At 72.9% G+C, this 22515-nt stretch carries 18 protein-coding genes; 7 read left to right on the forward strand and 11 right to left on the reverse strand.

What is annotated here, in order from left to right; all coding sequences use genetic code 11:
- From ABZ887_RS40645 to ABZ887_RS40655, 3 genes are all read left to right on the forward strand, one after another.
- The coding region (locus ABZ887_RS40645; RefSeq protein ID WP_361301727.1) for a DEAD/DEAH box helicase at positions 1-2486 on the forward strand (2486 nt) is incomplete at its 5' end.
- Positions 2483-4474, forward strand: a complete 1992-nt coding sequence (locus tag ABZ887_RS40650; protein WP_361301730.1) for an SWIM zinc finger family protein — start codon at positions 2483-2485, stop codon at positions 4472-4474. The genes ABZ887_RS40645 and ABZ887_RS40650, both read left to right, overlap by 4 nt.
- Positions 4475-4530: 56 nt before the next feature.
- Positions 4531-5115, forward strand: a complete 585-nt coding sequence (locus ABZ887_RS40655; protein WP_361301733.1) for a hypothetical protein — start codon at positions 4531-4533, stop codon at positions 5113-5115.
- Positions 5116-5314: 199 nt separating this feature from the next.
- Here the strand turns inward: ABZ887_RS40655 and ABZ887_RS40660 are convergent, their stop codons facing one another.
- From ABZ887_RS40660 to ABZ887_RS40675, 4 genes are all read right to left on the reverse strand, one after another.
- Positions 5315-6313: an ABC transporter substrate-binding protein gene (locus ABZ887_RS40660; protein ID WP_361301962.1), complete on the reverse strand. Its 999-nt coding sequence runs from the start codon at positions 6311-6313 to the stop codon at positions 5315-5317.
- On the reverse strand, positions 6256-6504 hold the full coding sequence (locus ABZ887_RS40665) for a hypothetical protein (RefSeq protein WP_361301971.1): 249 nt from the start codon (positions 6502-6504) through the stop codon (positions 6256-6258). Before ABZ887_RS40665 ends, ABZ887_RS40660 begins: the two co-directional genes overlap by 58 nt.
- Positions 6505-6506: 2 nt before the next feature.
- Entirely contained in the window at positions 6507-7016 is a 510-nt protein-coding gene (locus ABZ887_RS40670) for a hypothetical protein (RefSeq protein WP_361301736.1), read from the reverse strand.
- Positions 7017-7094: 78 nt separating this feature from the next.
- On the reverse strand, positions 7095-7640 hold the full coding sequence (locus ABZ887_RS40675) for a Gfo/Idh/MocA family oxidoreductase (RefSeq protein ID WP_361301739.1): 546 nt from the start codon (positions 7638-7640) through the stop codon (positions 7095-7097).
- Between the two features lie 384 nt (positions 7641-8024).
- Here ABZ887_RS40675 and ABZ887_RS40680 point away from each other — a divergent pair, with 384 nt between their 5' ends.
- Together ABZ887_RS40680 and add are read left to right on the forward strand one after the other, a co-directional pair.
- A complete protein-coding gene (locus tag ABZ887_RS40680) occupies positions 8025-9260 on the forward strand; it encodes an ROK family transcriptional regulator (protein WP_361301742.1) in 1236 nt (411 codons plus the stop codon).
- A 16-nt stretch (positions 9261-9276) separates the two neighbouring features.
- Positions 9277-10287, forward strand: coding sequence for an adenosine deaminase (add, locus tag ABZ887_RS40685; protein ID WP_361301745.1), 1011 nt, complete (start codon positions 9277-9279; stop codon positions 10285-10287).
- Between the two features lie 24 nt (positions 10288-10311).
- Here add and ABZ887_RS40690 read toward each other — a convergent pair whose 3' ends face one another.
- The 7 genes from ABZ887_RS40690 to ABZ887_RS40720 all read right to left on the reverse strand — a co-directional run bounded on the left by ABZ887_RS40690 (position 10312) and on the right by ABZ887_RS40720 (position 17929).
- Entirely contained in the window at positions 10312-10740 is a 429-nt protein-coding gene (locus tag ABZ887_RS40690; protein WP_361301748.1) for an OsmC family protein, read from the reverse strand.
- Positions 10741-10803: 63 nt separating this feature from the next.
- Entirely contained in the window at positions 10804-11538 is a 735-nt protein-coding gene (locus ABZ887_RS40695) for a hypothetical protein (protein ID WP_361301751.1), read from the reverse strand.
- A gap of 58 nt (positions 11539-11596) precedes the next feature.
- On the reverse strand, positions 11597-13966 hold the full coding sequence (locus ABZ887_RS40700) for a bifunctional salicylyl-CoA 5-hydroxylase/oxidoreductase (RefSeq protein ID WP_361301754.1): 2370 nt from the start codon (positions 13964-13966) through the stop codon (positions 11597-11599).
- A complete protein-coding gene (locus ABZ887_RS40705) occupies positions 13963-15603 on the reverse strand; it encodes an AMP-binding protein (RefSeq protein WP_361301757.1) in 1641 nt (546 codons plus the stop codon). Before ABZ887_RS40705 ends, ABZ887_RS40700 begins: the two co-directional genes overlap by 4 nt.
- Before the next feature lie 69 nt (positions 15604-15672).
- The gene (locus tag ABZ887_RS40710) at positions 15673-16623 is read right to left on the reverse strand and encodes an acyl-CoA thioesterase domain-containing protein (protein ID WP_361301760.1); all 951 of its coding nucleotides are present in this window, start codon (positions 16621-16623) and stop codon (positions 15673-15675) included.
- The gene (locus ABZ887_RS40715; protein WP_361301763.1) at positions 16620-17102 is read right to left on the reverse strand and encodes a cupin domain-containing protein; all 483 of its coding nucleotides are present in this window, start codon (positions 17100-17102) and stop codon (positions 16620-16622) included. The genes ABZ887_RS40710 and ABZ887_RS40715 overlap by 4 nt, the downstream gene beginning before the upstream one ends.
- A 2-nt stretch (positions 17103-17104) precedes the next feature.
- Complete coding sequence (locus ABZ887_RS40720; protein ID WP_361301766.1) at positions 17105-17929, reverse strand: fumarylacetoacetate hydrolase family protein; 825 nt, start codon at positions 17927-17929, stop codon at positions 17105-17107.
- Positions 17930-18045: 116 nt separating this feature from the next.
- Between ABZ887_RS40720 and ABZ887_RS40725 the strand changes: the two genes are divergently transcribed.
- Together ABZ887_RS40725 and ABZ887_RS40730 are read left to right on the forward strand one after the other, a co-directional pair.
- A complete protein-coding gene (locus ABZ887_RS40725; RefSeq protein WP_361301769.1) occupies positions 18046-18465 on the forward strand; it encodes a RidA family protein in 420 nt (139 codons plus the stop codon).
- Between the two features lie 123 nt (positions 18466-18588).
- Complete coding sequence (locus tag ABZ887_RS40730) at positions 18589-22452, forward strand: carboxypeptidase regulatory-like domain-containing protein (RefSeq protein WP_361301772.1); 3864 nt, start codon at positions 18589-18591, stop codon at positions 22450-22452.
- The last annotated feature ends 63 nt before the right edge of the window (positions 22453-22515 follow it).

The raw sequence follows: 22515 nt of genomic DNA on the forward strand, positions 1-22515 counted from the left end.
ACGGCCAGCCCGGCGCGATCTTCCGCGACCGGGACGGCAAGGTCCTGCAGACCTTCTCCCTCGACATCCTCGACGGCCGCGTCCAGGCCGTCCGCGCCGCGCTGCCCGCCGAGGGCCACGCCGTCCCGCTGCCCGGTCCCGGCCCGCTCCTGCTGCCCCAGCCGGAAGCGCTGATCCGCTCCTTCCTGGACGCGGTCGCCGACACCCTGCCCCGCACCCCGGCCGCCCCGCACACCTCGGGCCGGCCCTTCGCCGCCCGCGAGGCCCAACGGCTGCCCGGCGCCGGCGAGTGGGCCGCGGAGGTCGCCGCCGGCATGGACGCGGGCGTGCGGATCTCGCTGCGCCTGGACCTGTCGGCGTACGACCTCTTCGACGACGGAGAGGGCGCGCCCCGCGCGGGAGCGGCGATCGTCCAGGTGCACAGCCTGGCCGACCCGACCCTGGTGACCGACGCGGCCGTGCTGTGGGCGGGGGCCTCCGACGCCGCCTTCGGCCCCCGCGCGCGGGTGGACGCCGCGCTGGCCGTGCGCCGGGCCGCCCGGGTGTGGCCGCCGCTGGACCGCCTGGCCGAGCAGGACGTGCCGGACGTACTGGCCCTGTCCGAGGAGGAGTTGGGGGAGCTGCTCGGGGTGGCGGCGACCAGGCTCGCGGCGGCCGGGGTCGCCGTGCACTGGCCCCGGGACCTGGCCCAGGACCTGACCGCAGCGGCCGTGGTCCGGCCCGCACCCGGCTCGGCCACCGACGGCACCGGCTTCTTCGAGAGCGAGGAGCTGCTTCAGTTCCGCTGGCAGCTGGCCCTCGGCGGCGACCCGCTCAGCGACGCCGAGATGGACGCCCTCGCCGAGGCCCACCGTCCGGTCGTACGGCTGCGGGACCGCTGGGTGCTCGTCGACCCCGCCCTCGTCCGCAAGGCCCGCAAGCGCGAACTGGGCCTGCTCGACCCCGTCGACGCGCTCTCCGTGGCACTCACCGGCGAGGCCGAGGTGGACGGCGAGAGTGTCGAGGCGGTCCCCGTCGGCCTCCTCGCGGCCCTGCGCGACCGCCTCACCGCCGGCATCCAGCCGGCCGAGCCGCCCGCCGGTCTGCACGCCACCCTGCGCGACTACCAGCTCCGCGGCCTGGCCTGGCTCGACCTGATGACCTCCCTCGGCCTCGGCGGCTGCCTCGCCGACGACATGGGCCTCGGCAAGACGATCACCGTCATCGCCCTGCACCTGAAGCGGGCCCGCACCGAGCCGACCCTGGTGGTCTGCCCGGCCTCGCTGCTCGGCAACTGGCAGCGGGAGATCGCCCGGTTCGCACCCGGCGTCCCGGTCCGCCGCTTCCACGGCCCCGACCGCACCCTGGACGGCCTCGCCGGCGGCTTCGTCCTCACCACGTACGGCACCATGCGCGCCACCGCGGCCACCCTCGCCGAACAGCCCTGGGGCATGGTCGTCGCCGACGAGGCACAGCACGTCAAGAACCCCTACTCGGCCACCGCCAAGGCCCTGCGCACCATCCCGACCCCCGCGCGCGTGGCCCTCACCGGCACCCCCGTGGAGAACAACCTCTCCGAGCTCTGGGCCCTCCTCGACTGGACCACCCCCGGACTCCTCGGCCCCCTCAAGTCCTTCCGCGCACGGCACGCACGCGCCGTCGAGAACGGCGAGGACGAGGAGGCAGTGGGCCGGCTCGCCCGCCTGGTCCGCCCCTTCCTCCTGCGCCGCAAGAAGTCCGACCCCGGCATCGTCCCCGAACTCCCGCCCAAGACGGAGACCGACCACCCCGTCCCGCTCACCCGCGAGCAGGCCGCGCTGTACGAGGCGGTGGTGCGCGAGTCGCTGCTCGCCATCGAGACGGCGGACGGCATCGCGCGCCGCGGCCTGGTGCTCAAGCTCCTCGGCGCCCTCAAGCAGATCTGCGACCACCCCGGGCTCTATCTCAAGGAGGAGTCCCGAAGCGAGGGCCTGGCCGCCCGCTCCGGCAAGCTCACCCTGCTCGACGAACTGCTGGACACCGTGCTCGCCGAGGACGGCTCGGCCCTCGTCTTCACCCAGTACGTCGGCATGGCCCGGATGATCACCGCACACCTCCAGGCCCGCGCGGTCCCGGTCGACCTGCTGCACGGCGGCACACCGGTGCCGGAGCGGGAGCGCATGGTGGACCGCTTCCAGAGCGGCGCGACCCCGGTCCTGGTGCTGTCCCTGAAGGCCGCGGGCACCGGCCTCAACCTCACCCGGGCCGGCCATGTCGTCCACTTCGACCGCTGGTGGAACCCGGCGGTGGAGGAACAGGCCACCGACCGCGCCTACCGCATCGGCCAGACCCAGCCGGTCCAGGTGCACCGCCTGGTCACCGAGGGCACGGTCGAGGACCGCATCGCCGAGATGCTGGAGTCGAAGCGGGCCCTCGCCGACGCCATCCTGGGCTCCGGCGAGTCCGCCCTGACCGAACTGACGGACCGCGAGCTGTCCGACCTGGTCTCCTTGCGGAGGACGTCATGAGCGGCGGGGGTGCGGAGCGGTCCGAGGACGGGCAGCGCCCCGGCGACGCGGCACGGCGTGCGCTGCGGGCGGCGCGGGGGCGCGGGGCGGAGACCGGGGGCGACGAGAGCGTGGTGGCGGCCCCGGGCGAGGCGTCGGGGGAGCGCGAGGAGCGGGCGCCGCGGCCGGGGGACGCCGCGCGACTGGCACTGCGGGTGGCTGCCGCCACGAAGGAGGCCGAGCAGCGGCACACCGAGCCCGCGCCTGAGGACGAGCCCGACGCCGGTGCCGACCGCACCGAGCAAGCCGGCATCGAGCAAGCCGGCATCGGCATCGACACAAGCACCGACGCCGTAGCCGCCGTACCGGCGGGCAGCCGTCCCGGTGACGTCGCGCGGGCGGCGCTGCGGGCGGCGCGCGCGGAGGCGAGGCGGGCCGAGGAGGCCGCGGCGACGGCGGCCGCGGAACGCCCCCCGGCCCCTGCGGTACGACGCCTGCCCTCGCCTTCGCCCGCGCAGGCCCCGGCATCCGCGGCCCGCGGGCGCACCGCCCGTGACCTGAAGCAGTTCCTGACGACCGCGTTCCGGATGCCGAGCGGCGAGGCAGAGCCGGAAACCTCCGAGCCCGAGCCGGCACCCGAGCCCGCGGCCGTGGCTGCCACCGACCACCCGGAGCCGGATCCCCCGGCCCCCGCACCCACCGCGACCCCCCACCTCCCCCGCACCATGGCCGCCCCCCACCGCGACACCGAACTCCGCCGCACCTTCGCGTCCCTCCCGCCCCGCGACTCCGCTGCCGCTGCCGCTGCCACTGCCACTGCCGCTTCCGGCTTCGCCGAGACCTGGTGGGGCAATGCCTGGGTACGGGCGCTGGAAGAGGGCGCGTTGGACGTCAAGCGGCTCGGGCGCGGGCGGGGTTACGCCGAGCGCGGGCATGTGGACGCCATCACCGTGACCCCGGGACTGGTCCTGGCGTACGTCCAGGGGAGCCGGCCCCGGCCGTACCGCGTGCAGCTGCGGCTGCGCACCTTCGGCGAGGACGAGTGGGAGCGGCTGCTGGAGGCCGCCGCCGACCGGCCCGCCGACATCGCCGCGCTGCTCGACAAGGAGCTGCCGCAGACCCTCGCCGACAGCGGGGTCGCGCTGCTGCCGGGGCCCGGTGAGCTCGAACCCCGGTGCAGCTGCCCGGACTTCGGCCACCCCTGCAAGCACGCGGCCGCGCTCTGCTACCAGACCGCGCGGCTGCTGGACGCCGACCCGTTCGTGCTGCTCCTGCTGCGCGGCCGCGGCGAGCGCGAGGTGCTCGACGCGCTGTCCCGGCGCAGCGCCGCCCGCGCGGCACGGGAGCGGCAGCCGGCCTCGCTGCCGGGCGTCCGGGCCACCGAGGCCCTCGTCCCGCGGCAACTCCCGCCGCTGCCACCTCCGTTGCCGGTCCCGGCCCACCCCGAGCAGCCCCCGGTGTATCCGGGGGTGCCCGGCGGCCCGGACCCGTTCGCGCTGGACCAGCTGGCCACCGACGCTGCCGCCCGCGCCCACGCCCTGCTCGCCACCGGACGCGACCCGGTCGGCGAACTGACCCTCTGGCAGGACGCGGTGCGGCTCGCCGCGGCCCGCCCCGGTTCCGGCCTCACCGCCTCGACCCGTGCCCTCTACGCCACGCTCGCGGACGCCGTGGGCCGTACCCCGGGCGACCTGGCCCGCGCGGTCGCCGCCTGGCGCCAGGGCGGCCTGGAGGGGTTGGCCGTACTGGAGGAGCCCTGGGACCCGCCGGCCGGCCGCTTCGACCGGGCCCGGCCCCTGCTGCTCGCCGCCGACCTCCCGGCCTTCCGCCCCTGGCGCAACCACCTCACCCACCCCCGCGGCCATCTCCAGCTCCGCTTCGGCCGCGACGGCCTCTGGTACGCCTACGAGTCCGAACCGGGCCACGACGACTGGTGGCCCAGAGGCACCCCCGACCTGGACCCGGTGGGCGCGCTCACGGGACTGGGCGCGTCGTCCGAACAGGAGTGATCACGGATCCGCCTGCGCAGACAGTGAATGTGGCCGGTTCTCTGCTCCTCTCGCTCATGGGAATGATCGGAACCCTGATCGGCAGCGGTCTGACGGGTTTCATCGCGCTGCGGTCCGAGCGCTCCAAACAACGGGCCCTGGAACAACAGGAGGAACGCCAGTCACGGCACCGGGAGAGGCTCCAGGAACTCGATCTCCGTCTGGAGCACCATCGCTGGCGTCGCGAGCACCGCAAGGCGATCTACGAGGAGTTCGCCGAGAAGTCGCAGACGGCCTGCATCGCGGCGCTCGACTATCACCGGCGCTGTCTGCCCGGTGCCGCGGAGGCAGCGCAGCGGGAGGAGAGCCGACTGCACGGCAGAACGACGTACCGGGAAGCCCTGATGACGTCCTACGCGGTCGAGTTGCAGGGGCCTGACGAGGTGGCCGAACGGGTGGGCGACTGCATATCCAGCCTGCGGTCCATGCTGACCTGCGCCGAGGAGCAGGAGACGAGGGTCGTGGCGGAACCGCTGAGCCGGGACGACGCCGCGGCGATGGACCACCAGATGGCAGTGCACCTCGACGACGTGCAGCACCGGCTGACGCTCTTCACCCGCGCCGGACGGGACGCTCTGGACCGGCCCACGCCGCCCGCCTGAGCCGGCGTCGGTGATCTTCGCCCCGGGAGGGCCGTCAGCCGTTCACCGCCCCGCAGGGCTGCGGTGATCGCGGGCGCGGCGATCACCGCGGCGGCGATCTGCAGCAGCCGTGGCAGCGGGCCCATGGAGCTCACCTTCTTTCGGGACGGGTTCTTTCGGGACGGCGGGTTCGCTGGAGGCCCTCGGGGGGCGGGGGGCGTCAGCCGCCCGTGGCGGTGCGCTGCAGGCCGGCGAGGATGGTGTCGAGGGAACCCGGGTTCTGGATGTAGTTCACGACGCCCTTGTCGTAGGCCGTCAGGACCGCCGGGCTGCCGTACAGGGAGGGGCCCGCTGCCAGCGTCCTGCCGTTCACCAGCTGCTGGTACGACTTCTTCAGCAGCGGGTTGGAGTACGCCGAGGCGGGGATCTTGGTGTTGGCCTCGGTCCACTGTCCGCTGGCGACCAGCAGGGTCTGCGCCTGGGCGGAGGCCCAGTACTTCATCAGGGCGCGGGTCTGCGGGTTGTCGTTGAAGGCGTAGGCCACGTGCCCGCCGAACAGCTCGTCGTTCGCGTAGGCCGGGGAGGCCGCCGGGACGGGGTAGAAGTCGAGGTCGGTGACCGGCTTCAGGGCCTTGTTCTGCATGAGGGTGAGCCCGTCGGCGTACACGCCCCAGAGCATGACCTGGCACTTGGCAGGCGAGGAGATCAGGCCGGTGCCGTTGTTGACGATGGAGGCGGACAGGACTCCCGTCGGCCCGCCGTTGACCATCTTCTTGTCGGTGGCGACGGCGCCGAACGCCTGCCAGGCGGCCTTGACCTCGGGCGAGGTCCAGGAGAGCTTGCCGGACGCCCAGTCCTGGAGCTTCGCGGCGCCGTAGTGCTTGATGAACCAGGCCTCGATCCACTGGGTGCCGGGGAAGCCGCTGCCGGCGCCCGCGTTCTGGGCCATGCACCAGGGGGTGCTGCCCGCTGCCGCCTGCTGCTGGGTGAACTTCTCCAGCTCGGCCCAACTGCTCGGGTCCTTGGGGCCCTTGTAGGTCTTCGGGTCGTACCAGACCATGAAGTTGTCGACCCCGGTGAAGACCCCGTAGACCTTGCCGTTCACGGTGGCGGCCGTCAGCAGGCTCTCGGGGAAGTCGGCCTTCAGGGTGTCGCTCCCGATCATGCTGCCCAGGTCGACGAGCTTGCCCTTCTCGGCGTACTGCTGCAGCGAGCCGATGTCCGCGGCGTCGACGACGTCCGGCGGGTTTCCAGCGTGGACAGCCCGGCTGCCACGGCGCTGTCCAGGACCTTGGTCCAGAACCACTCGGGGCGCTCGGCGGCGGTGGCGGCGAGCTCGCGGCCGTCGGCCACCTGCCAGAACGCGGGATCGTAGAAGGTGATCAGGTCGGCGCCGAAGCGGGTGCTCACGTTCATTCCTCCAGGGGGATCGGGGATTCGGCGCCGTAGGTCCCGTCGAGGGGCGCGGGGCGCTCACAGGTGCTGGTCAGGCCGACCGGGCCGCCGGTGTCGGCGGAGGTGGCGACGGCCTCCAGGACGTCGAGGGTGTGGAAGGCCAGCCGGGCCGTGGCCCGGTGCGGGGTGCCCGTGCGCAGGGCGGCGGCCAGGTCGGCGACGCCGATGCCGCGCAGCAGCTGGTCCCCGGTGCCGGGCCGGCCCAGCGGCGGCACGGCGGGGGAGAGCTCGGTCCAGTCCGGGTCGCCGTGCCGGCGCAGCAGCACCGGGCCGTCGTAGCCGTTGGGGTCGGGCAGGGACAGGGTGCCCTCGGTGCCGTAGACCTCGACGAACGGCAGGTGGTGGTCCCAGACGTCGAAGCTCATCATCACCGTGGCCAGCACACCGCTCGCGAAGGTCAGCGTGGCCGCGGTGTGGGTGGGGACCGTCACCTCGATGCTGTCGACCAGCCGGCCGGGAGCGGTCACCGTGCGCTCCTTCGCCCCGATGCGGCTGGTGCCGTGGACGGAGGAGACCGGGCCCAGGCAGTTGATCAGTGCGGTCAGTTAGTACGGGCCCATGTCCAGGGCGGGGCCGCCGCCGGGCCGGAACAGGAACGTTGAGTCGGGGTGCCAGGTCTCCGCCCGCGAGTGCGTGACGAACGCGGTCGCCCCGACGGGCTCGCCGATCACGCCGTCGTCGATCGCGCGGCGCGCGGTCTGCCCGGCGGACCCGAGGAAGGTGTCGGGCGCGGCGCCGAACAGCAGGCCCCGCCGGCCGGCCTCGGCCAGTCCGGCGCGGGCCGCGGCCACCGTGTCGGCGAGGGGCTTCTCGGTGTACAGGTGCTTGCCCGCGGCCAGGACCTGCTCACTCACCGAGGCGTGCACGGTGGGCGGGGTGATGTTGACGACCACGTCGATGTCCGGACGGGCGAGCAGCTCGCCGACCGGGCAGGCGACGAGGCCGGCGGACGCGGCGGCCGCGTCGGCGCGGGCGGGATCGGCGTCGGCGACCGCGACCGGTGTCAGCCCGGGGAAGCGGGACATGCCGGTGGCGTAACGGCCGAAGATGTTGCCGCAGCCGATCACACCGACACGGACGGGGACATGCATCGGGACTCCTGCCTGGAGCGTGCCTGGAACATGACTGGAACGTCATGGGAGGTCATGGAATGTCTGGTCGTGGGATCTGCGAGGGGGCGCGGCAGGGGAAAGAGGGGAGGAGGGTGCCGGCGGCCCGCGGGCGAGAGGTTGTTCTCGTGCGGTGGCCCGGGACCGGGTGACGGCCTTCGCAGGGCTCCGCGGTGCGGCAACTATCGCCCCGCCGCAAGGCGAAGACAAGGCAGAACTTATGGCAGATCCGGCAAAACCTGCCGGGCGCAGCCCTGTTGTCCGGCCGGGGCGGCCCACCGGGAGTGCCCGTTGACTCCGTCTCGGCGTCCTGTCTACGCTGCGACGCACCTCGGACCCGGATCACCGGTGAACGGAGCGATGCACATGCCGTCGACTTTCGCCGGATCCGGCGAAACCATCCCGCCCCTCTCGTCGCGGGACGAGGACCATGCGGCCCGCGCCGGTCTCCGGGACCTCAGCGAGCTCGCCACCCTCGTCGCCACCGGCCGGGCCTCCTCCAAGACCGACCTGGCCCGTCTCACCGGGCTGTCGCGCACCACGGTGAGCAAACGCCTGGACGTCCTGATCCGGCGCGGCCTGCTGAGCACCCGTCTGGGCGACTCCACCGGCGGGCGCCCCGCCGTGGAGCTCGGCATCGATCCCGCCGCCGGCGTCGTCGCCGCCGTGGACGTGGGCGCCGCCCACTGCCGGGTCGGCGTCCTCGACCTCGGAGTGCGGCTGCTGGCCGACGCCTACGTCGACTTCACGCCCGACGACGGCCCGGAGCCCGTCATGGCCGGCATCCTCGCCTGCCTGGAGGACCTCCTCACTGGACTCGGCCGGCGCTGGTCGGACATGCGCGCGATCTGCATCGGCATCCCCGGCCAGGTGGACGCCGAGACGGCCCAGCCGATCCGGCCCGTGATGCTGCCCGGCTGGGAGGGTGTCAAGCCGCAGGAGACCTTCTCCCGGGTGTGCGACGCACCCGTCCTCGTCGACAACGACGCCAACCTGATGGCACTCGGCGAGTACCGCGCCCGCGCGGAACCGGTCGACCAGATGGTCTTCGTCAAGGTCGGCTCCGGACTGGGCTGCGGCATCATCAGCAACGGCACCGTCCACCGCGGCGCCGACGGCATCTCCGGGGAACTCGCCCACGTCCGGCTGCGCGGCACCGACTACGAGGACCTGCTCTGCGGGGGCTGCGGCAACTCGGGCTGCCTCGGCGCGGTCGTCAACGGCCCCGCCATCGCCGCCCGGCTGCGTGCCGACGGACTCCGGGCGGAGACCAAGTGGGACGCGATACGCCTCGCCCAGCAGGGCGAACCCCGCGCCCTGCGCGCCGTACGGGAGGCCGGCGAACGCATCGGCGAGGTCCTCGCCGCCATGGTGTGCTTCCACAACCCCGAACTCATCGTGATCGGCGGGGCCTTCGCCATCCTCCAGGACGACCTGCTCGCCGGCATCCGCAGCGTCGTCTACGAGCGGGCGCTCGCCCAGGCCACCCGCCGTATCCGCATCGAGACCACCACCCGCAACGCCGACCTCGGCATGCTCGGCGCCGGCTGTCTGGCGGTCGAGCGGGCCCTGTCGCCGGCGGGACTCGTCACCTGGCTGTGAACCCGACGGAGGACCTGTGACCGACCTGACCGAGTTCATCTCGCGCCTGCCCAAGTGCGAACTGCACGTGCACATCGAGGGCACCCTGGAACCGGAGCTCAAGTTCGCCCTCGCCGCCCGCAACAACGTCACGCTGCCGTACGTCGACGCGGCTGCCATGCGGGCCAGTTACGCCTTCCACGACCTGCCCTCGTTCCTCGCCGTCTACTACGAGGGCATGTCGGTCCTGCTGACCGAGACCGACTTCTACGACCTGGCGTGGGCGTACCTGAACCGCGCGAAGGAGCAGAACGTCCGGTACGCGGAGATCTTCTTCGACCCGCAGGCCCACACCTCCCGCGGCGTCGAGTTCGGCACGGTGCTCCGCGGGCTGCGCCGGGCGGTCCTGGACGCGCGCCGGCTGCTGGACGTGCGGGCCCAGCTGATCATGTGCTTCATGCGGGACTTCTCCGCCGAGTACGCCATGGCCACCCTGATGGAATCCCTGCCGTACCGGGAGTGGATCATCGGGGTCGGTCTGGACTCGGACGAACGCGCCAACCCCCCGGACAAGTTCGCCGCCGTCTTCGCCCGGGCCCGGGCCGAGGGCTACCAGTTGACGATGCACTGCGACCTGGACCAGGAGAACTCCCTCGACCACATCCGCCAGTGCCTGGACGTCATCGGCGTGGACCGCATCGACCACGGAGTGAACTGCCTGGAGAGCGAGGAACTCCAGGACGAGATCAGGCGGCGCGGTCTCGGCCTGACCGTGTGCCCGATCTCCAACGGCTATGTGCGCGGCGCCAGTTGGCAGGACGCGGTCCGGAATCTGCTCGACGCCGGCCTGCGCGTCACCGTCAGCTCCGACGACCCCGCCTACATGAACGGCTACGTGACCGAGAACCTCCTCGCGGTGCAGGCGGCGACCCCGCTCACACCGGCCGAGCTCGTCCGACTGCAGCGCAACGCCTTCGAGATCGCCTGGCTGCCCGACGCCGTCAAGGACGCGTACCTCGCCGAACTGGACGGCTACCTCGCCCGGTAGCGGGGATGCGCACGGCGGTGGAGGTCAGGCCTCCTCGACCGACACGGCGACCGGTGTCCCGGCCTCGATCGTGCGGCTGACCGTGCACAGCCGGTCGTGGGAGACGGCGACCGCCCGGGGCAGGATCGTCCGGGCCCGGTCGCCGGCCGTGCCCGCCGGGAAGGCGACGGAGAAGGTGACCGCGAGGTCCGTCAGCCGGTTGCCGTCCTCGTCGCTCACCTTGTCGCCGCTGACGGTGACGGTGAAGGCGGTCGGCTCCACGTGCCGGCTCGTGGACGCGTCGACATCCGCCGCCGTACAGCCTCCGATCGCGGCGAGCAGCAGCTCGACCGGGGTGAATTCCGTGCCGTCGACGGTGCCGAAGGCGATCGTGCCGCCGCGGGCGTTCGTGGCGGTGAAGCGGCCGGTGCCGGTGCGCTCGACCGTGACGAGGCGCAGGGAGTCTTCGCTCATGGAGACGAACCTAAGGCAGCCCGCCCGCCGGTGCCGTCAGCACGGTCCGCGCCGCCAACGTCGTCAGTGCAGGATGTTGACCGCCCGCGCCACCACCAGCACCACCGTCACCAGGGAGACCGAGGACTGCAGCATCATCAGCATCTTGGCCCAGTGCGACAGCGGCATCACGTCGGTCGGGCTGAAGGCGGTGGAGTTGGTGAAGGACAGGTACAGGTAGTCGAGAAAGCCCGGCTCCCAGTCCTCCGGCGCGGTCTGCGGACTCTGCATCTGCACGAAGAGGAAGTCCGCGAACCGGTGCCGGCCGAGGACCCGTGCCATCGGTCCGCCGCGGTCCCACTCCCAGTACCAGAGGGCGAACACGATGACGTTCGTCAGCCAGATGCCGCCCCCGGTCAGCAGCAGCGGCCCGGCGTCCATGCCCTCGGTCCCGTTCACGAGCCCCGCCACCAGCCGGACCGCCGCCCAGCCGTTGGCCAGGCTGATCGCCCCCATCAGGACCAGTCCCAGCGCCCGCAGCCACCGGGTGCGGGGCTCGACCCGACGCGGGTTGCCGGCGATCAGGCCGGCCAGCAGCACCACCTCCAGCACCGGCAGAGCCCAGTACGGCTGGAAGGCGAGCCGGTGCGGCAGCATCAGCTGGAGGGCGATCGCCACCAGGATCACGGCGGTCACCGCCCAGCGCGGCTCGCCGTGCGTGGCCCTGCGCCACGCCGGCACCACTTCGTGCTCGCCGCTCTCCAGCAGCCCCTCGATCCTGGTCAGTCGGTTCTCGGCATCGGACATTCGGTCGGTCATGGCGACGATTGTCCCCACCCGGGTGCGGTACGCCCCAGGCGCACACCCGACGGCCGGCTCACGCCGTCGGGCGGCCGGGCGTCCACCGCAGGTGAACGGCGTCCTGCGGGGCCTCCCGCAGCAGCGCGAGCCGCGGCCGGACCGCGTCCGTCCGGGACGTGGGCGGCTTGCGGCGCCCGGCCGCGAACTGGACCGGCCACCCGGCGCCCGGACCGCGGTACTCCTGCTCGGCGGCCGCCTGCAGGGTCCACTGCGGGTTGTAGAGGTGGGTACGGCCCAGCGCGCACAGGTCGGCGCGGCCGGCCAGCAGGATCGAGTTGACGTCGTCGTACGACGAGATCGCGCCGACCGCGATCACGGCCGCCCCCGCCGGCGTGGCGACCTCGTGGCGGATCCGGTCGGCGAACGGGGTCTGGTAGGAGCGCCCGTACGCGGGCTTCTCGTCCTTGGCGACCTGGCCGGACGAGACGTCGACGGCCGCCGCCCCGTGGGCGACGAAGGCGCGCGCGATCTCGACCGCGTCGTGCTCGGTGTTGCCGTCGGGGACCCAGTCGGTCGCCGAGATCCGGACCGTCACCGGGCGGTCGGCCGGGAAGACGGCGCGGACCGCGTCGAAGACCTCCAGCGGGAAGCGCAGCCGGTTCGCCAGGTCGCCGCCGTACTCGTCCGTGCGGTGGTTCGCGAGCGGGGAGAGAAAGGAGGAGAGCAGGTAGCCGTGGGCCGCGTGCACTTCGAGCAGGTCGAAGCCCGCCTCCGCGGCCCTGCGCGCCGCCGCCGCGAAGTCGGCGACGACCGCGTCCATGTCCTGCCGGTTCATCTCCCGCGGCACGTGGCAGCCGGCGCCGTAGGGGACCGCGGAGGGGCCGACGACCTCCCAGTTGCCCTCGGCGAGCGGCTCGTCGATGCCCTCCCACATGAGCCGGGTCGAGCCCTTGCGGCCGGAGTGGCCGAGCTGGAGTCCGATCTTCGCCGTGCTGCGCTCGTGGACGAAGGAGGTGACCTGGGCCCACGCGTCGCGCTGCCCGTCGTTCCACAGGCCGGTGCAGCCCGGGGTGATCCGGCCCTCGGGCGAGACGCAGACCATCTCGGTCATCACGAGGCCCGCCCCGCCGAGCGCCTTGGAGCCCAGGTGGACCAGGTGGAAGTCGCCCGGCAGGCCGTCCACCGCCGAGTACATGTCCATCGGCGAGACCACGATCCGGTTCTTCAGCTCCAGGCCGCCGATCGTGACCGGCTGGAACATCGCGGGGGCGGACTCCGGCAGCCCCTGTGCCTCGGCGAAGCCGCGCTCGATCAGCTCGGCGAAGCCGGGGTCGCGGGAGCGGAGGTTGTCGAAGGTGATCCGGCGGGAGCGGGTGAGCAGGTTGAAGCAGAACTGCGCGGGGTCCTGACCGGCGTACATGCCGATGTTCTCGAACCACTCCAGGGAGGCCTGGGCGGCCCGCTGGGTGGACTCCACCACCGGGCGGCGCTCGGTCTCGTACGCCGTCAACGCCTGCTCCACGGTGGGGTGTTCGTGCAGGCACGCGGCGAGCGCCAGGGCGTCCTCCATCGCCAGCTTGGTGCCGGAGCCGATCGAGAAGTGCGCGGTGTGGGCGGCGTCGCCGAGCAGCACCACGTTGTGGTGGTGCCAGCGCCGGTTGCGGACGGTGGTGAAGCTGAGCCACTTGGAGTTGTTGGTGAGGAGCGCGTGGCCGTCCAGCTCCTCGGCGAAGATCTCCCGGATCCGGGCCACCGACCGCTCGTCGGAGACCCCGGGCGGGAACTCCTCGCCCTCGCTCGCGTCGAAGCCGGCCCGGCGCCACACGTCCTCCGCCATCTCGACGATGAAGGTCGAGCCGCCGTCGGAGTACGGATAGCCGTGGATCTGCATGGTCCCGAACTCAGTCTGTTTGACGAAGAACTGGAAGGCCTCGAAGACCCGGTCGGTGCCCAGCCACATGTACTTGTTCGCCCGCGGGTCCAGCGTCGGGCCGAACGCGTCGGCGTACTTGGTCCGTACGGCCGAGTTGAGGCCGTCCGCCGCGATGACCAGGTCGTGGGTCTGGCGGAGTTCGTCCACGTCGGGGGCGAGGGTGCGGTAGTGCACCGTGACGCCGAGCTCCGCGACCCGCTCCTGGAGGATGTGCAGCAGGTCCTTGCGGGCCATCGCCGCGAAGCCCTGGCCGCCGACCGTGAAGGGATGCCCGTCGAACTCGATGTCGATGTCGGTCCACCGGGCGAAGCGGCTCTCCATCGCCTCGTGGACGACGGTGTCGGCGTTCTCGATGCCGCCGAGGGTCTCGTCGGAGAAGACCACCCCGAAGCCGAAGGTGTCGTCGGGCGCGTTGCGCTCCCACACGGTGATCTCGTGCGCGGGGTTCAACTGCTTGGTCAGCGCGGCGAAGTAGAGCCCGCCCGGGCCGCCGCCCACGATCGCGATCCTCATGCCGGGTTCTCCTTCTCGATCAGGCGGCGCAGCAGGTAGTGCTGGAGCTTCCCGCTGGTGTTGCGGGGCAGGGCGTCGGTGAAGCGCACCGCGCGCGGGTACTTGTACGGCGCCAGCTGGGACTTGACGTAGTCCTGGATGTCCTTGGCCTTGGCGTCGTCGCCGGTGACTCCCTCGCGCAGCACGACGAACGCGCAGACGACCGAGCCGCGTTCGGGGTCGGGCTTGGCGACCACCGCGCACTCGACGACGTCCGGGTGGGTGTCGATCGCGGCCTCGACCTCGGGGCCGCCGATGTTGTAGCCGGAGGAGACGATCATGTTGTCGGTACGGGTGCGGTAGTAGAAGTAGCCGTCCTCGTCGCGGACATAGGTGTCGCCCGTGACGTTCCAGCCGTTGACCACGTAGTCCTCCTGGCGCCGGTCGTCGAGGTAGCGGCAGCCCACCGGGCCGATCACGGCCAGCCGCCCCTCGACACCGGGGCCGACCTCCTCGCCGTCGGGGCCGAGGACGGTGGCGCGGTAGCCGGGCACCGGCCGTCCGGTCGCTCCGGGGCGGATGTCGTCGCCGGCGGCCGAGATGAAGATGTGGATCATCTCGGTGGCGCCGATGCCGTCGATGACCTTGATCCCGGTCTCGTCGTACAGCCGCTGCCACACCTCGTCCGCTATGTGCTCCCCGGCGCTGACCGCGGTGCGCAGGCCGCGCAGCCGGTCGGCCTTGCCCGCCTTGAGGATCTGCTTGTACGCGGTCGGCGCGGTGGCCAGGACGGTGACTCCGGCCCCGGCGACCAGATCGGCGAGCGGCTCGGGCGCGACGGCCTCGGTCAGCAGCGCGCAGGCGCCGGCCCGCAGGGCGCAGACGACGAGGATGCCGAGGCCGAAGGTGAACGCGAACGGCGCGGTGCAGGCGACCAGGTCGTCCGGGAGCAGCCGCAGGACGTGCCGGCCGAAGGTGTTGTCGATGGACAGGAGGTCGCGGTGGAAGTGGGTGGTGATCTTCGGTACGCCGGTGCTGCCGGACGTGGGCCCGAACAGGGCCACGTCGTCGGCCGCCGTGTCCACCGCGGTGAACTCCGCCGGCTTCGCGGCCGCCCTGCGGGTCAGGTCGTCGGGTGCGGCACCGCCGTACGCCACGATCGTGAGGTCCGGCGCGGCGGTGTCGCGGACGGTCTCGACGTCCTCGGTGAACCGGTGGTCGACCAGCGCGACGGCCGGCAGGGTCTTCGCCACGATCGGGGTGAGCTCGCGGGCGCGCAGGGCCGCCATCGTCGTCACGACGATGCCGCCGGCCTTGAGCACGCCGAGCCAGGCGGCCACGGTCCAGGGGTTGTTGGGGGAGCGCAGCAGCACCCGGTTGCCTGGCTGCAGACCGAGGTCCTCGGTGAGGACGTGGGCGATCTGGTTGGCGCGGGCGAGCAGTTCGCCGTAGGTCCACACCTCGCCGTCCGGGGTGCGCAGGGCGGGGCGGTCGGGGCCGAAGGCGGCGGTGGGCACGTCGATGATCTCGGCGGCGGCGTTGAGGCGCTCGGGGTACCGGAGTTCGTCCGTGGTGAACTCGATCACCGGCCACAGCCGGTGCGGCGGGAGGTGGTCGCGGGCGAAGGTGTCCGGGTAGGCGGACGGCGACAGGGCCATGGGAATTCCTTTCTGCGGGGGCTACCGGGGTCCCGTGCACCGGGTGCGGGCCGTGCAGAGGGCAGGAGTTCAGGAGGTGGAGCGGATCAGGCCTTCCTGGACGACGGTGGCCAGGTGGACCCCGTCGGCGGTGAAGAACCTGCCGGTGGCGAGACCGCGGCCGGACTCGGCGGCGACGGCCTCCTGGGCGTAGAGGAGCCAGCCGTCGACCGGGCCCGGCCGGTGGAACCACATCGCGTGGTCGAGGCTCGCGGTGACCAGGCCGGGGTCGGCCCAGGCGAGGCCGAGCACCCGCAGGACGGGTTCGAGGATCGTGTAGTCGCAGACGTAGGCGAGCGCGGCCAGGTCGCGCTGTGCGTCGGTCAGCCCGTCGACGGACCGGAGCCGGTCGAACGGCCGTACCCACACCGCCTGTTGGGGAACGTGCTCGCCCTCGACGGTGAGGTAGACGGGCCCGGGCACGTGCCGCATGTCGAAGCTGCGGCCGCCGCTCCAGTACTCCTGCGACACGTCGGTCATCGTGCCCCGGGGAGCCGCCGGACCACTGCCGGACAGGTACGACGCCGAGCTGGGCAGCGCGTAGGGCTCCGGCACGCCGTCGGGCGCAGGCGTCGCGTAGGCGGCCGAACCCGGCTCGCCCGCCGCGAAGTTGGCGAGGCAGACGTAGACCGGCTTGCCGTTCTGGAAGCCGCGGACCTGCCGGGTGGCGTAGCCGCGGCCGTCGCGCAGCAGCTCCACCTCGTAGCGGACCTCGGCGCCGATGTCGACCGGCCGCAGGAAGTAGGAGTGCATCGAGTGCAGCGTCTTGTCCTCGACCGACCGCATGGCGGCGGCCGCCGCCTGGGCGGCCATGTCGCCGCCGTAGGCCTTCGGCCACGGACAGGGCTGGGTGGTCGCGGTGAAGGCGAGGTCGAAGTGCTCGGGCGGGGCCGGCTTGAGGGTGAGGGCGGCGGTGAGGATCGCCGAGGTCGGGGCGGCGGAGGACGTGGGGGTACCGGGGGAGGCGGGGGTGTCGTTCATCGGTTCAGCCAGTCGCGCAGGTCGGCGTCCGGGACGTCGGGCAGGTTGACGACGATGTTCTCCGGCGTCCGGGTGGTCATCCACGTCAGCGGCTTGGAGCGGGAGAGGTTGCACTCGATGTGCGGCATGAACGGCGGGACGAAGACCCAGTCGCCCTCCGCCATGTCGACGTAGTCCTCGAACTTCTCGCCGAAGTAGATCCGGGCCCGGCCCGACAGGACGTAGCCGCCGGTCTCGGCCTCGCCGTGGTGGTGGGTCACCGAGCGGTAGCCGGGCTCGTTGCTGACCTTGCCGAACCAGAGCCTGGTGGCCGGGGTGTGCTGGATGGAGACGCCGGAGATCCGGGTCGCGCCGGCCGACTGGCCGGTGGCGCCGGCCTCCAGGCCGGCCCGGGTCACGACCGGGACGACCAGGCCGGACGCGTCGGCGTACACCGAGTTGTCGCCTTCCAGGACGTACTTGGAGAAATCGGGTTCCATGCTCAGCTCCTGGTGTCGGTGAGGCGGAAGCGGTTGCGGAGGGTGCCGATGCCGGGGATCTCGGTCTCCAGGAGATCGCCGTCGGCGAGGAAGACCGGCGGAGTCATACCCATCCCGACACCGCCGGGAGTGCCGGTCAGGACGATGTCGCCCGGACGCAGGACCGTGAACGCGGATACGTAGGCCAGCAGGGCGGCCGCGTCGAACACGAGGGTGCGGGTGTTGCCGCGCTGGCGTTCGGCGCCGTTGACCCGGCAGATCACCTCCACGCCCGCGACCGGGTCGAGTTCGTCGGGGGTGACGACCACGGGGCCGAGCGGGGTGGTCCGGTCCCAGGCCTTGCCCTGGAACCACTGCAGGGTGCGCCGCTGCCAGTCCCGCACGCTGACGTCGTTGGCGACGGTGTAGCCGGCTATGGCCCGCGCGGCCGTCTCCCGGTCCGCACCGCCGAGTTCGGCGCCCACGACGACCGCGAGCTCGGCCTCCCAGTCCACGTCGAGGCCCTTGGGCAGGACCAGGTCGTCCTCGGGGCCGGTCAGCGTGTCCGCGTACTTGGCGAAGAGCGTGGGGTGGGCCGGCAGCTCGCGGCCCATCTCGGTGATGTGGTCGGCGTAGTTGAGGCCGCAGCAGACGACCTTGCGGGGCGACGGCAGCGGCAGCACGGGGACGGCACCGGGCAGCACCGCCCCGGCGAGCCCCGCGAGGCGGTCGGGCGCCGTGGTGGCCAGCAGTGCGGAGAGGTCGTCGGCCGGCAGCGCCCGCCAGCCGCCGGTGTCGAGGACGGCGGCCGACGTACGGCCGTCGTGGGCCACGGTGGCGAGCTTCATCGGAGTTCTCCCTGGGACCTCGGAGCAGCGATATAGCGAGATTTTCACGACCGTCGAAAAACGTCAATAGATGGGTTACGCTGCCTGCATCCACCCAGTCCCAGGAGGTACGCCCCATGGCTCCGACCCCGGTGAACCCGCCCTCGCTCCCCGCGCCGAGCGGCTACTCGCACGGCACCCTGAGCGGCAACACGCTCCATCTGGGCGGGCAGACGGCGCTCGACGAGCACATGCGGATCGTCCCGGGCGGCATCGTCGAGCAGTTCCGGCAGGCCTTCGGCAACGTGCTCACCACGTTGCGTGCGGCGGGCGGGATCCCCGAGGACCTGGTGAGCATCACGCTCTTCCTCACCGACATCCCCGACTACCAGGCGCACGGCAGGGAGATCGGCAAGGTCTGGCGCGAGCTCGCCGGCCCGGTCTATCCGGCGATGGCGGGCATCGGCACGACCGCCCTCTGGCAGCCCGAGGCGATGATCGAGATCCTCGGCGTCGCCGTGATCCCGGACGAGCGGCTGGTCCGACCGCAGGGCTGAGGCGACCGCTGCCCGGCGCGTGCGCGCGCAGGGCAGCGACGGAAATAGCTATGACATGTGCATGTCTTAAAGTCCTGGTCGACCTCGCTCCCTCTGCCTCTCGGAAGGTTCGTGAAAACAGGGATGACCAGAACGAGTAAGAGAAGGAAGACCAGGACGCTGCCGACGGCGTTAGCCACCCTTCTGTGCGGCCTGCTGGCGCTCACCCCGGCAGCACCGTCCGTCGCGGCCGGCTCCGGCGCCCAGCTGTCGGCGACGGCCGCGTCGGCAGGGACGGCCGCGGCCGGCACCACGACCACGGAGCCGGCCACCCGCGCCCTGTGCGCACAGCCGACCCGGCCCGACCAGGTGTCCTGCTTCGCGCTCGCCCGTGACGACCTACGCCAGGCCAAGGGCCTCCAGCCCCTCCTGACCCCGGCAGGACTGGGCCCCGCCGACCTCCAGAGCGCCTACGACCTGCCCTCCGACACCGCCGGAGCCGGCGCCACCGTGGCCGTCGTCGACGCCTACGACGACCCGAACGCCGAGGCCGACCTGGCCGTCTACCGCAGCCAGTTCGGCCTGCCGCCCTGTACCACCGACAACGGCTGCCTCCGCAAGGCGGACCAGCGCGGCGGCACCGACTACCCGCTCCCCGACTCGGGCTGGGCCGGGGAGATCGCCCTCGACCTCGACATGGTGAGCGCCGCCTGCCCGCAGTGCTCGATCCTGCTGGTCGAGGCCGACGAGCCGAGCATCGAGAGCCTGGGCGAGGCCGAGAACACGGCGGTCGCACTCGGCGCCGCCTACGTCTCCAACAGCTGGGGCGCGAGCGAGAGCGCGATCGGCGACGAACCCGGCGACGCCTACTACAAGCACCCGGGCGTGGCCATCACCTTCAGCACCGGCGACAACGGCTACGGCACCAGCTACCCGGCCTCCCTCCCCTACGTCACGGCGGTCGGCGGCACCTCGCTGAGCCGGGACTCCTCGACGGCCCGGGGCTGGAGCGAGTCCGCCTGGACCGGCGCGGGCAGCGGCTGCTCCGCCTACCAGGCCAAGCCCTCCTTCCAGACCGACCCCGACTGCGCCCACCGCGCCGTCGCCGACGTGTCCGCGGTGGCCGACCCCGCGACCGGCGTCAGCGTCTACAACACCTACGGCGACGCGGGCTGGAACGTGTACGGCGGCACCAGCGCCTCCGCCCCGATCATCGCCGCCACCTACGCCCTCGCCGGAAAGCCGGGCGCCAGGACCTACCCCAACGCCTACCCGTACACCCGCACCGCCGCCCTGCACGACGTGACCACCGGCACCAACGGCTCCTGCGACACCGCGTATCTGTGCACCGCCCGCAACGGCTGGGACGGCCCGACCGGCCTCGGCACCCCCGACGGCACCACCGCCTTCACCACCGGCCCCTACGGCGAGCTGACCGGCCGGGTCACCGACCCGGACACCGGCACCGGACTCTCCGGCGTCCGCGTCACGGCGGGCGCGAACGCCACGACCACCGCCGCCGACGGCACGTACGACATGACGCTCCCGGCGGGGACGTACGACGTGACCGCCGCCCGCTTCGGCTACGGCAGTGCCGTCTCGGCCGGCGTGGAGGTGGGCGACGGCGACACCGTCGGCCGCGACTTCACGCTCACCGAGCAGCCGCTCGTCACCTACACCGGGCGGGTCCGGGACGGTTCCGGGCACGGCTGGCCGCTCTCCGCGGGCGTCCAGGTCGCGGGCGAGCCGTCGACCCGGACGTACACCGACCCGGCGACCGGCCGCTACACTCTGCGGCTGCCGGCCGACAGCGCCTTCACCCTCCAGATCGACCCCGTCTACACCGGCTACCAGGTGACGACGGCCGACGTGACGACCGGGACCGGGGCGGGGCACCGGGACTTCGCCGTCCCGGTCGACGCCGCGTCCTGCGTGGCGCCCGGCTACCGGCAGACGTTCAGCGCTCCCACCCAGGCCTTCGACGGCACGACGGCACCGGCCGGCTGGACCGTCACCGGCGCCGCCACCGGACACACCTGGGTGTTCGACGACCCGGGCGGGCGTGACAACCTCACCGGCGGCTCGGGAGGCTTCGCCGTCGCCGACAGCGACCACTACGGCGACGACGAGAACACCTCGCTCGTCTCGCCCGTGCTCGACCTGACCGGCTACGACACCGCTGCCGTCCGCTTCGCCACCTTCTACAAGAAGTTCGACGACGACTCCAAGGCGGACGTGGACCTCAGCACGGACGGCGGCCGGACCTGGTCCACGGTCTGGCACCGGGACACCGCCAACGCCGGACCCGGCGTCCAGGCACTGAGCCTCCCGGACGCGGCCGGGAAGTCCGCCGTACGCATACGGTTCCGCTACACCGCGCGCAACGCCTACTACTGGCAGCTCGACGACGTCACCTTCGGGGGCGTGAGATGTGACCCGGTCCGGGGCGGACTGCTCTACGGGACCGTGACGGACCGCAACACCGGCGCGCCGGTGGCAGGAGCCCCGGTCGACGGCCCGGAAGGCGCCTCGGCGACGACGGCCGGCGACGGCACCTACGCGCTCTTCTCCCCGCGGACCGGCCACCAGCGGATCACGGCGACCGCCGACCACTACACCCCGGCGACCAGGAAGGTACGGGTAACGGCCGACCACGCCGCCCGCCTCGACCCGGTACTGCGCGCCGGACAGCTGTCGGTCGGCCCGGGGTCGGTCACGGAGACGGTGCGCCGGGGACGCACGGCGACCGCACGGCTCACCCTGCGCAACACCGGCTCGGCGCCGCTGTCCGTGACGCTCACCGAGCGGTCCGGCGACATCCCCGCCGCCACGGCCGCGGACCCCGCCGCGCAGTTCGTGCCCGGCGACTACAGTCCGCTGCCGCTGACAGCGGCCAAGTCCAAGAACGCCCCGGCCACGCGGTCGGCGACCCCCGCAGCCGCACGCTGGAGCGCCGTCGCCGACTACCCGACGGCCGTCATGGACAACGCGGTCGCCACCGGTCCGGACGGCCGGGTCTACTCCGTCGGCGGCATCGACGGCACCTCCCTCCTGGATGGAGGAGACGTCTACGACCCCGTCACCGGCGCGTGGACGGCCATCCCCGGCGGCCCGGCCACCCCGCGCGAGGCCCCCGAGGCCGCCTTCCTCGGCGGCAAGCTCTATGTCACCGGCGGCTGGGACGACACCGGCACCCCCGTCGTCGGCACCGAGGTCTACGACCCACAACTCCACACCTGGTCCACCGCCGCCGACGCGGCGACACCGTATGCCGCGGCCGCCTCGGCAACAGTGGACGGCAAGTGGTACGTCGTCGGCGGCTGCGCCGCGGCCGGCTGCGGCACCACCACGGTCCAGGTCTACGACCCGGCCGCCGACACCTGGAGCGCCACGACGCCGTATCCCGAGCCCATCTCCTGGCTCGGCTGCGGCGCCGTCGCCGGCCAGCTGTACTGCGCGGGCGGCTACACCGCGGACGGCGGCACGCGCCACGCCTACGCGTACGACCCCGGCACCGCCGCCTGGACCCGGATCCCGGATCTGCCGATCGACCTGTGGGGCTCCGCCTACACCGCCGTCGACGGCCGGTTCCTCGTCTCGGGCGGCACCAGTGACCTGATGAGCGGACGCACTGACGGCGGCTACGCCTACGACCCGGCCGCCCGCACCTGGACGGCCCTGCCGCCTTCCGCCAACGCCCTCTACCGGGGCGGCAGCGCGTGCGGCTTCTTCCACGTCGGCGGCGCCCGCAGCGTCTTCGACGCCACCCCGGCCGTCGAACAACTGCCGGGCCTCGACGACTGCGTCCCGGCCACCGACGTGCCCTGGCTCACGGCCGCCCCCGTCACCCTGCGGCTGCGTCCGGGCGCCCACGTCACCGTCACGGTCCGGCTGGACGCGTCCGTCACGACGGCCGACCGGACCGGGACGTACACGGCCGCGCTGGCGGTCGGCACGGACACGCCGTACACGTACCCGGTGGTTCCGGTGCGGATGACCGTGCACTGACATCGGCCGACGGCCCGTCACCCGCCGTCCGGCCGCACTCCGATCGAGTCCGGCCGGACGGCA

Source organism: Streptomyces sp. NPDC047061 (assembly GCF_040643955.1).
Lineage (GTDB): Bacteria > Actinomycetota > Actinomycetes > Streptomycetales > Streptomycetaceae > Streptomyces.

Bases quoted from the DNA above. Each gene is read 5' to 3' on its own strand.
- ABZ887_RS40650 (WP_361301730.1), top strand. From the start codon at position 2,483: ATGAGCGGCGGGGGTGCGGAGCGGTCCGAGGACGGGCAGCGCCCCGGC.
- ABZ887_RS40655 (WP_361301733.1), top strand. From the start codon at position 4,531: ATGGGAATGATCGGAACCCTGATCGGCAGCGGTCTGACGGGTTTCATC.
- ABZ887_RS40675 (WP_361301739.1), bottom strand. From the start codon at position 7,640: ATGCATGTCCCCGTCCGTGTCGGTGTGATCGGCTGCGGCAACATCTTC.
- ABZ887_RS40680 (WP_361301742.1), top strand. From the start codon at position 8,025: ATGCCGTCGACTTTCGCCGGATCCGGCGAAACCATCCCGCCCCTCTCG.
- ABZ887_RS40690 (WP_361301748.1), bottom strand. From the start codon at position 10,740: ATGAGCGAAGACTCCCTGCGCCTCGTCACGGTCGAGCGCACCGGCACC.
- ABZ887_RS40695 (WP_361301751.1), bottom strand. From the start codon at position 11,538: ATGACCGACCGAATGTCCGATGCCGAGAACCGACTGACCAGGATCGAG.
- ABZ887_RS40700 (WP_361301754.1), bottom strand. From the start codon at position 13,966: ATGAGGATCGCGATCGTGGGCGGCGGCCCGGGCGGGCTCTACTTCGCC.
- ABZ887_RS40705 (WP_361301757.1), bottom strand. From the start codon at position 15,603: ATGGCCCTGTCGCCGTCCGCCTACCCGGACACCTTCGCCCGCGACCAC.
- ABZ887_RS40710 (WP_361301760.1), bottom strand. From the start codon at position 16,623: ATGAACGACACCCCCGCCTCCCCCGGTACCCCCACGTCCTCCGCCGCC.
- ABZ887_RS40715 (WP_361301763.1), bottom strand. From the start codon at position 17,102: ATGGAACCCGATTTCTCCAAGTACGTCCTGGAAGGCGACAACTCGGTG.
- ABZ887_RS40720 (WP_361301766.1), bottom strand. From the start codon at position 17,929: ATGAAGCTCGCCACCGTGGCCCACGACGGCCGTACGTCGGCCGCCGTC.
- ABZ887_RS40725 (WP_361301769.1), top strand. From the start codon at position 18,046: ATGGCTCCGACCCCGGTGAACCCGCCCTCGCTCCCCGCGCCGAGCGGC.
- ABZ887_RS40730 (WP_361301772.1), top strand. From the start codon at position 18,589: ATGACCAGAACGAGTAAGAGAAGGAAGACCAGGACGCTGCCGACGGCG.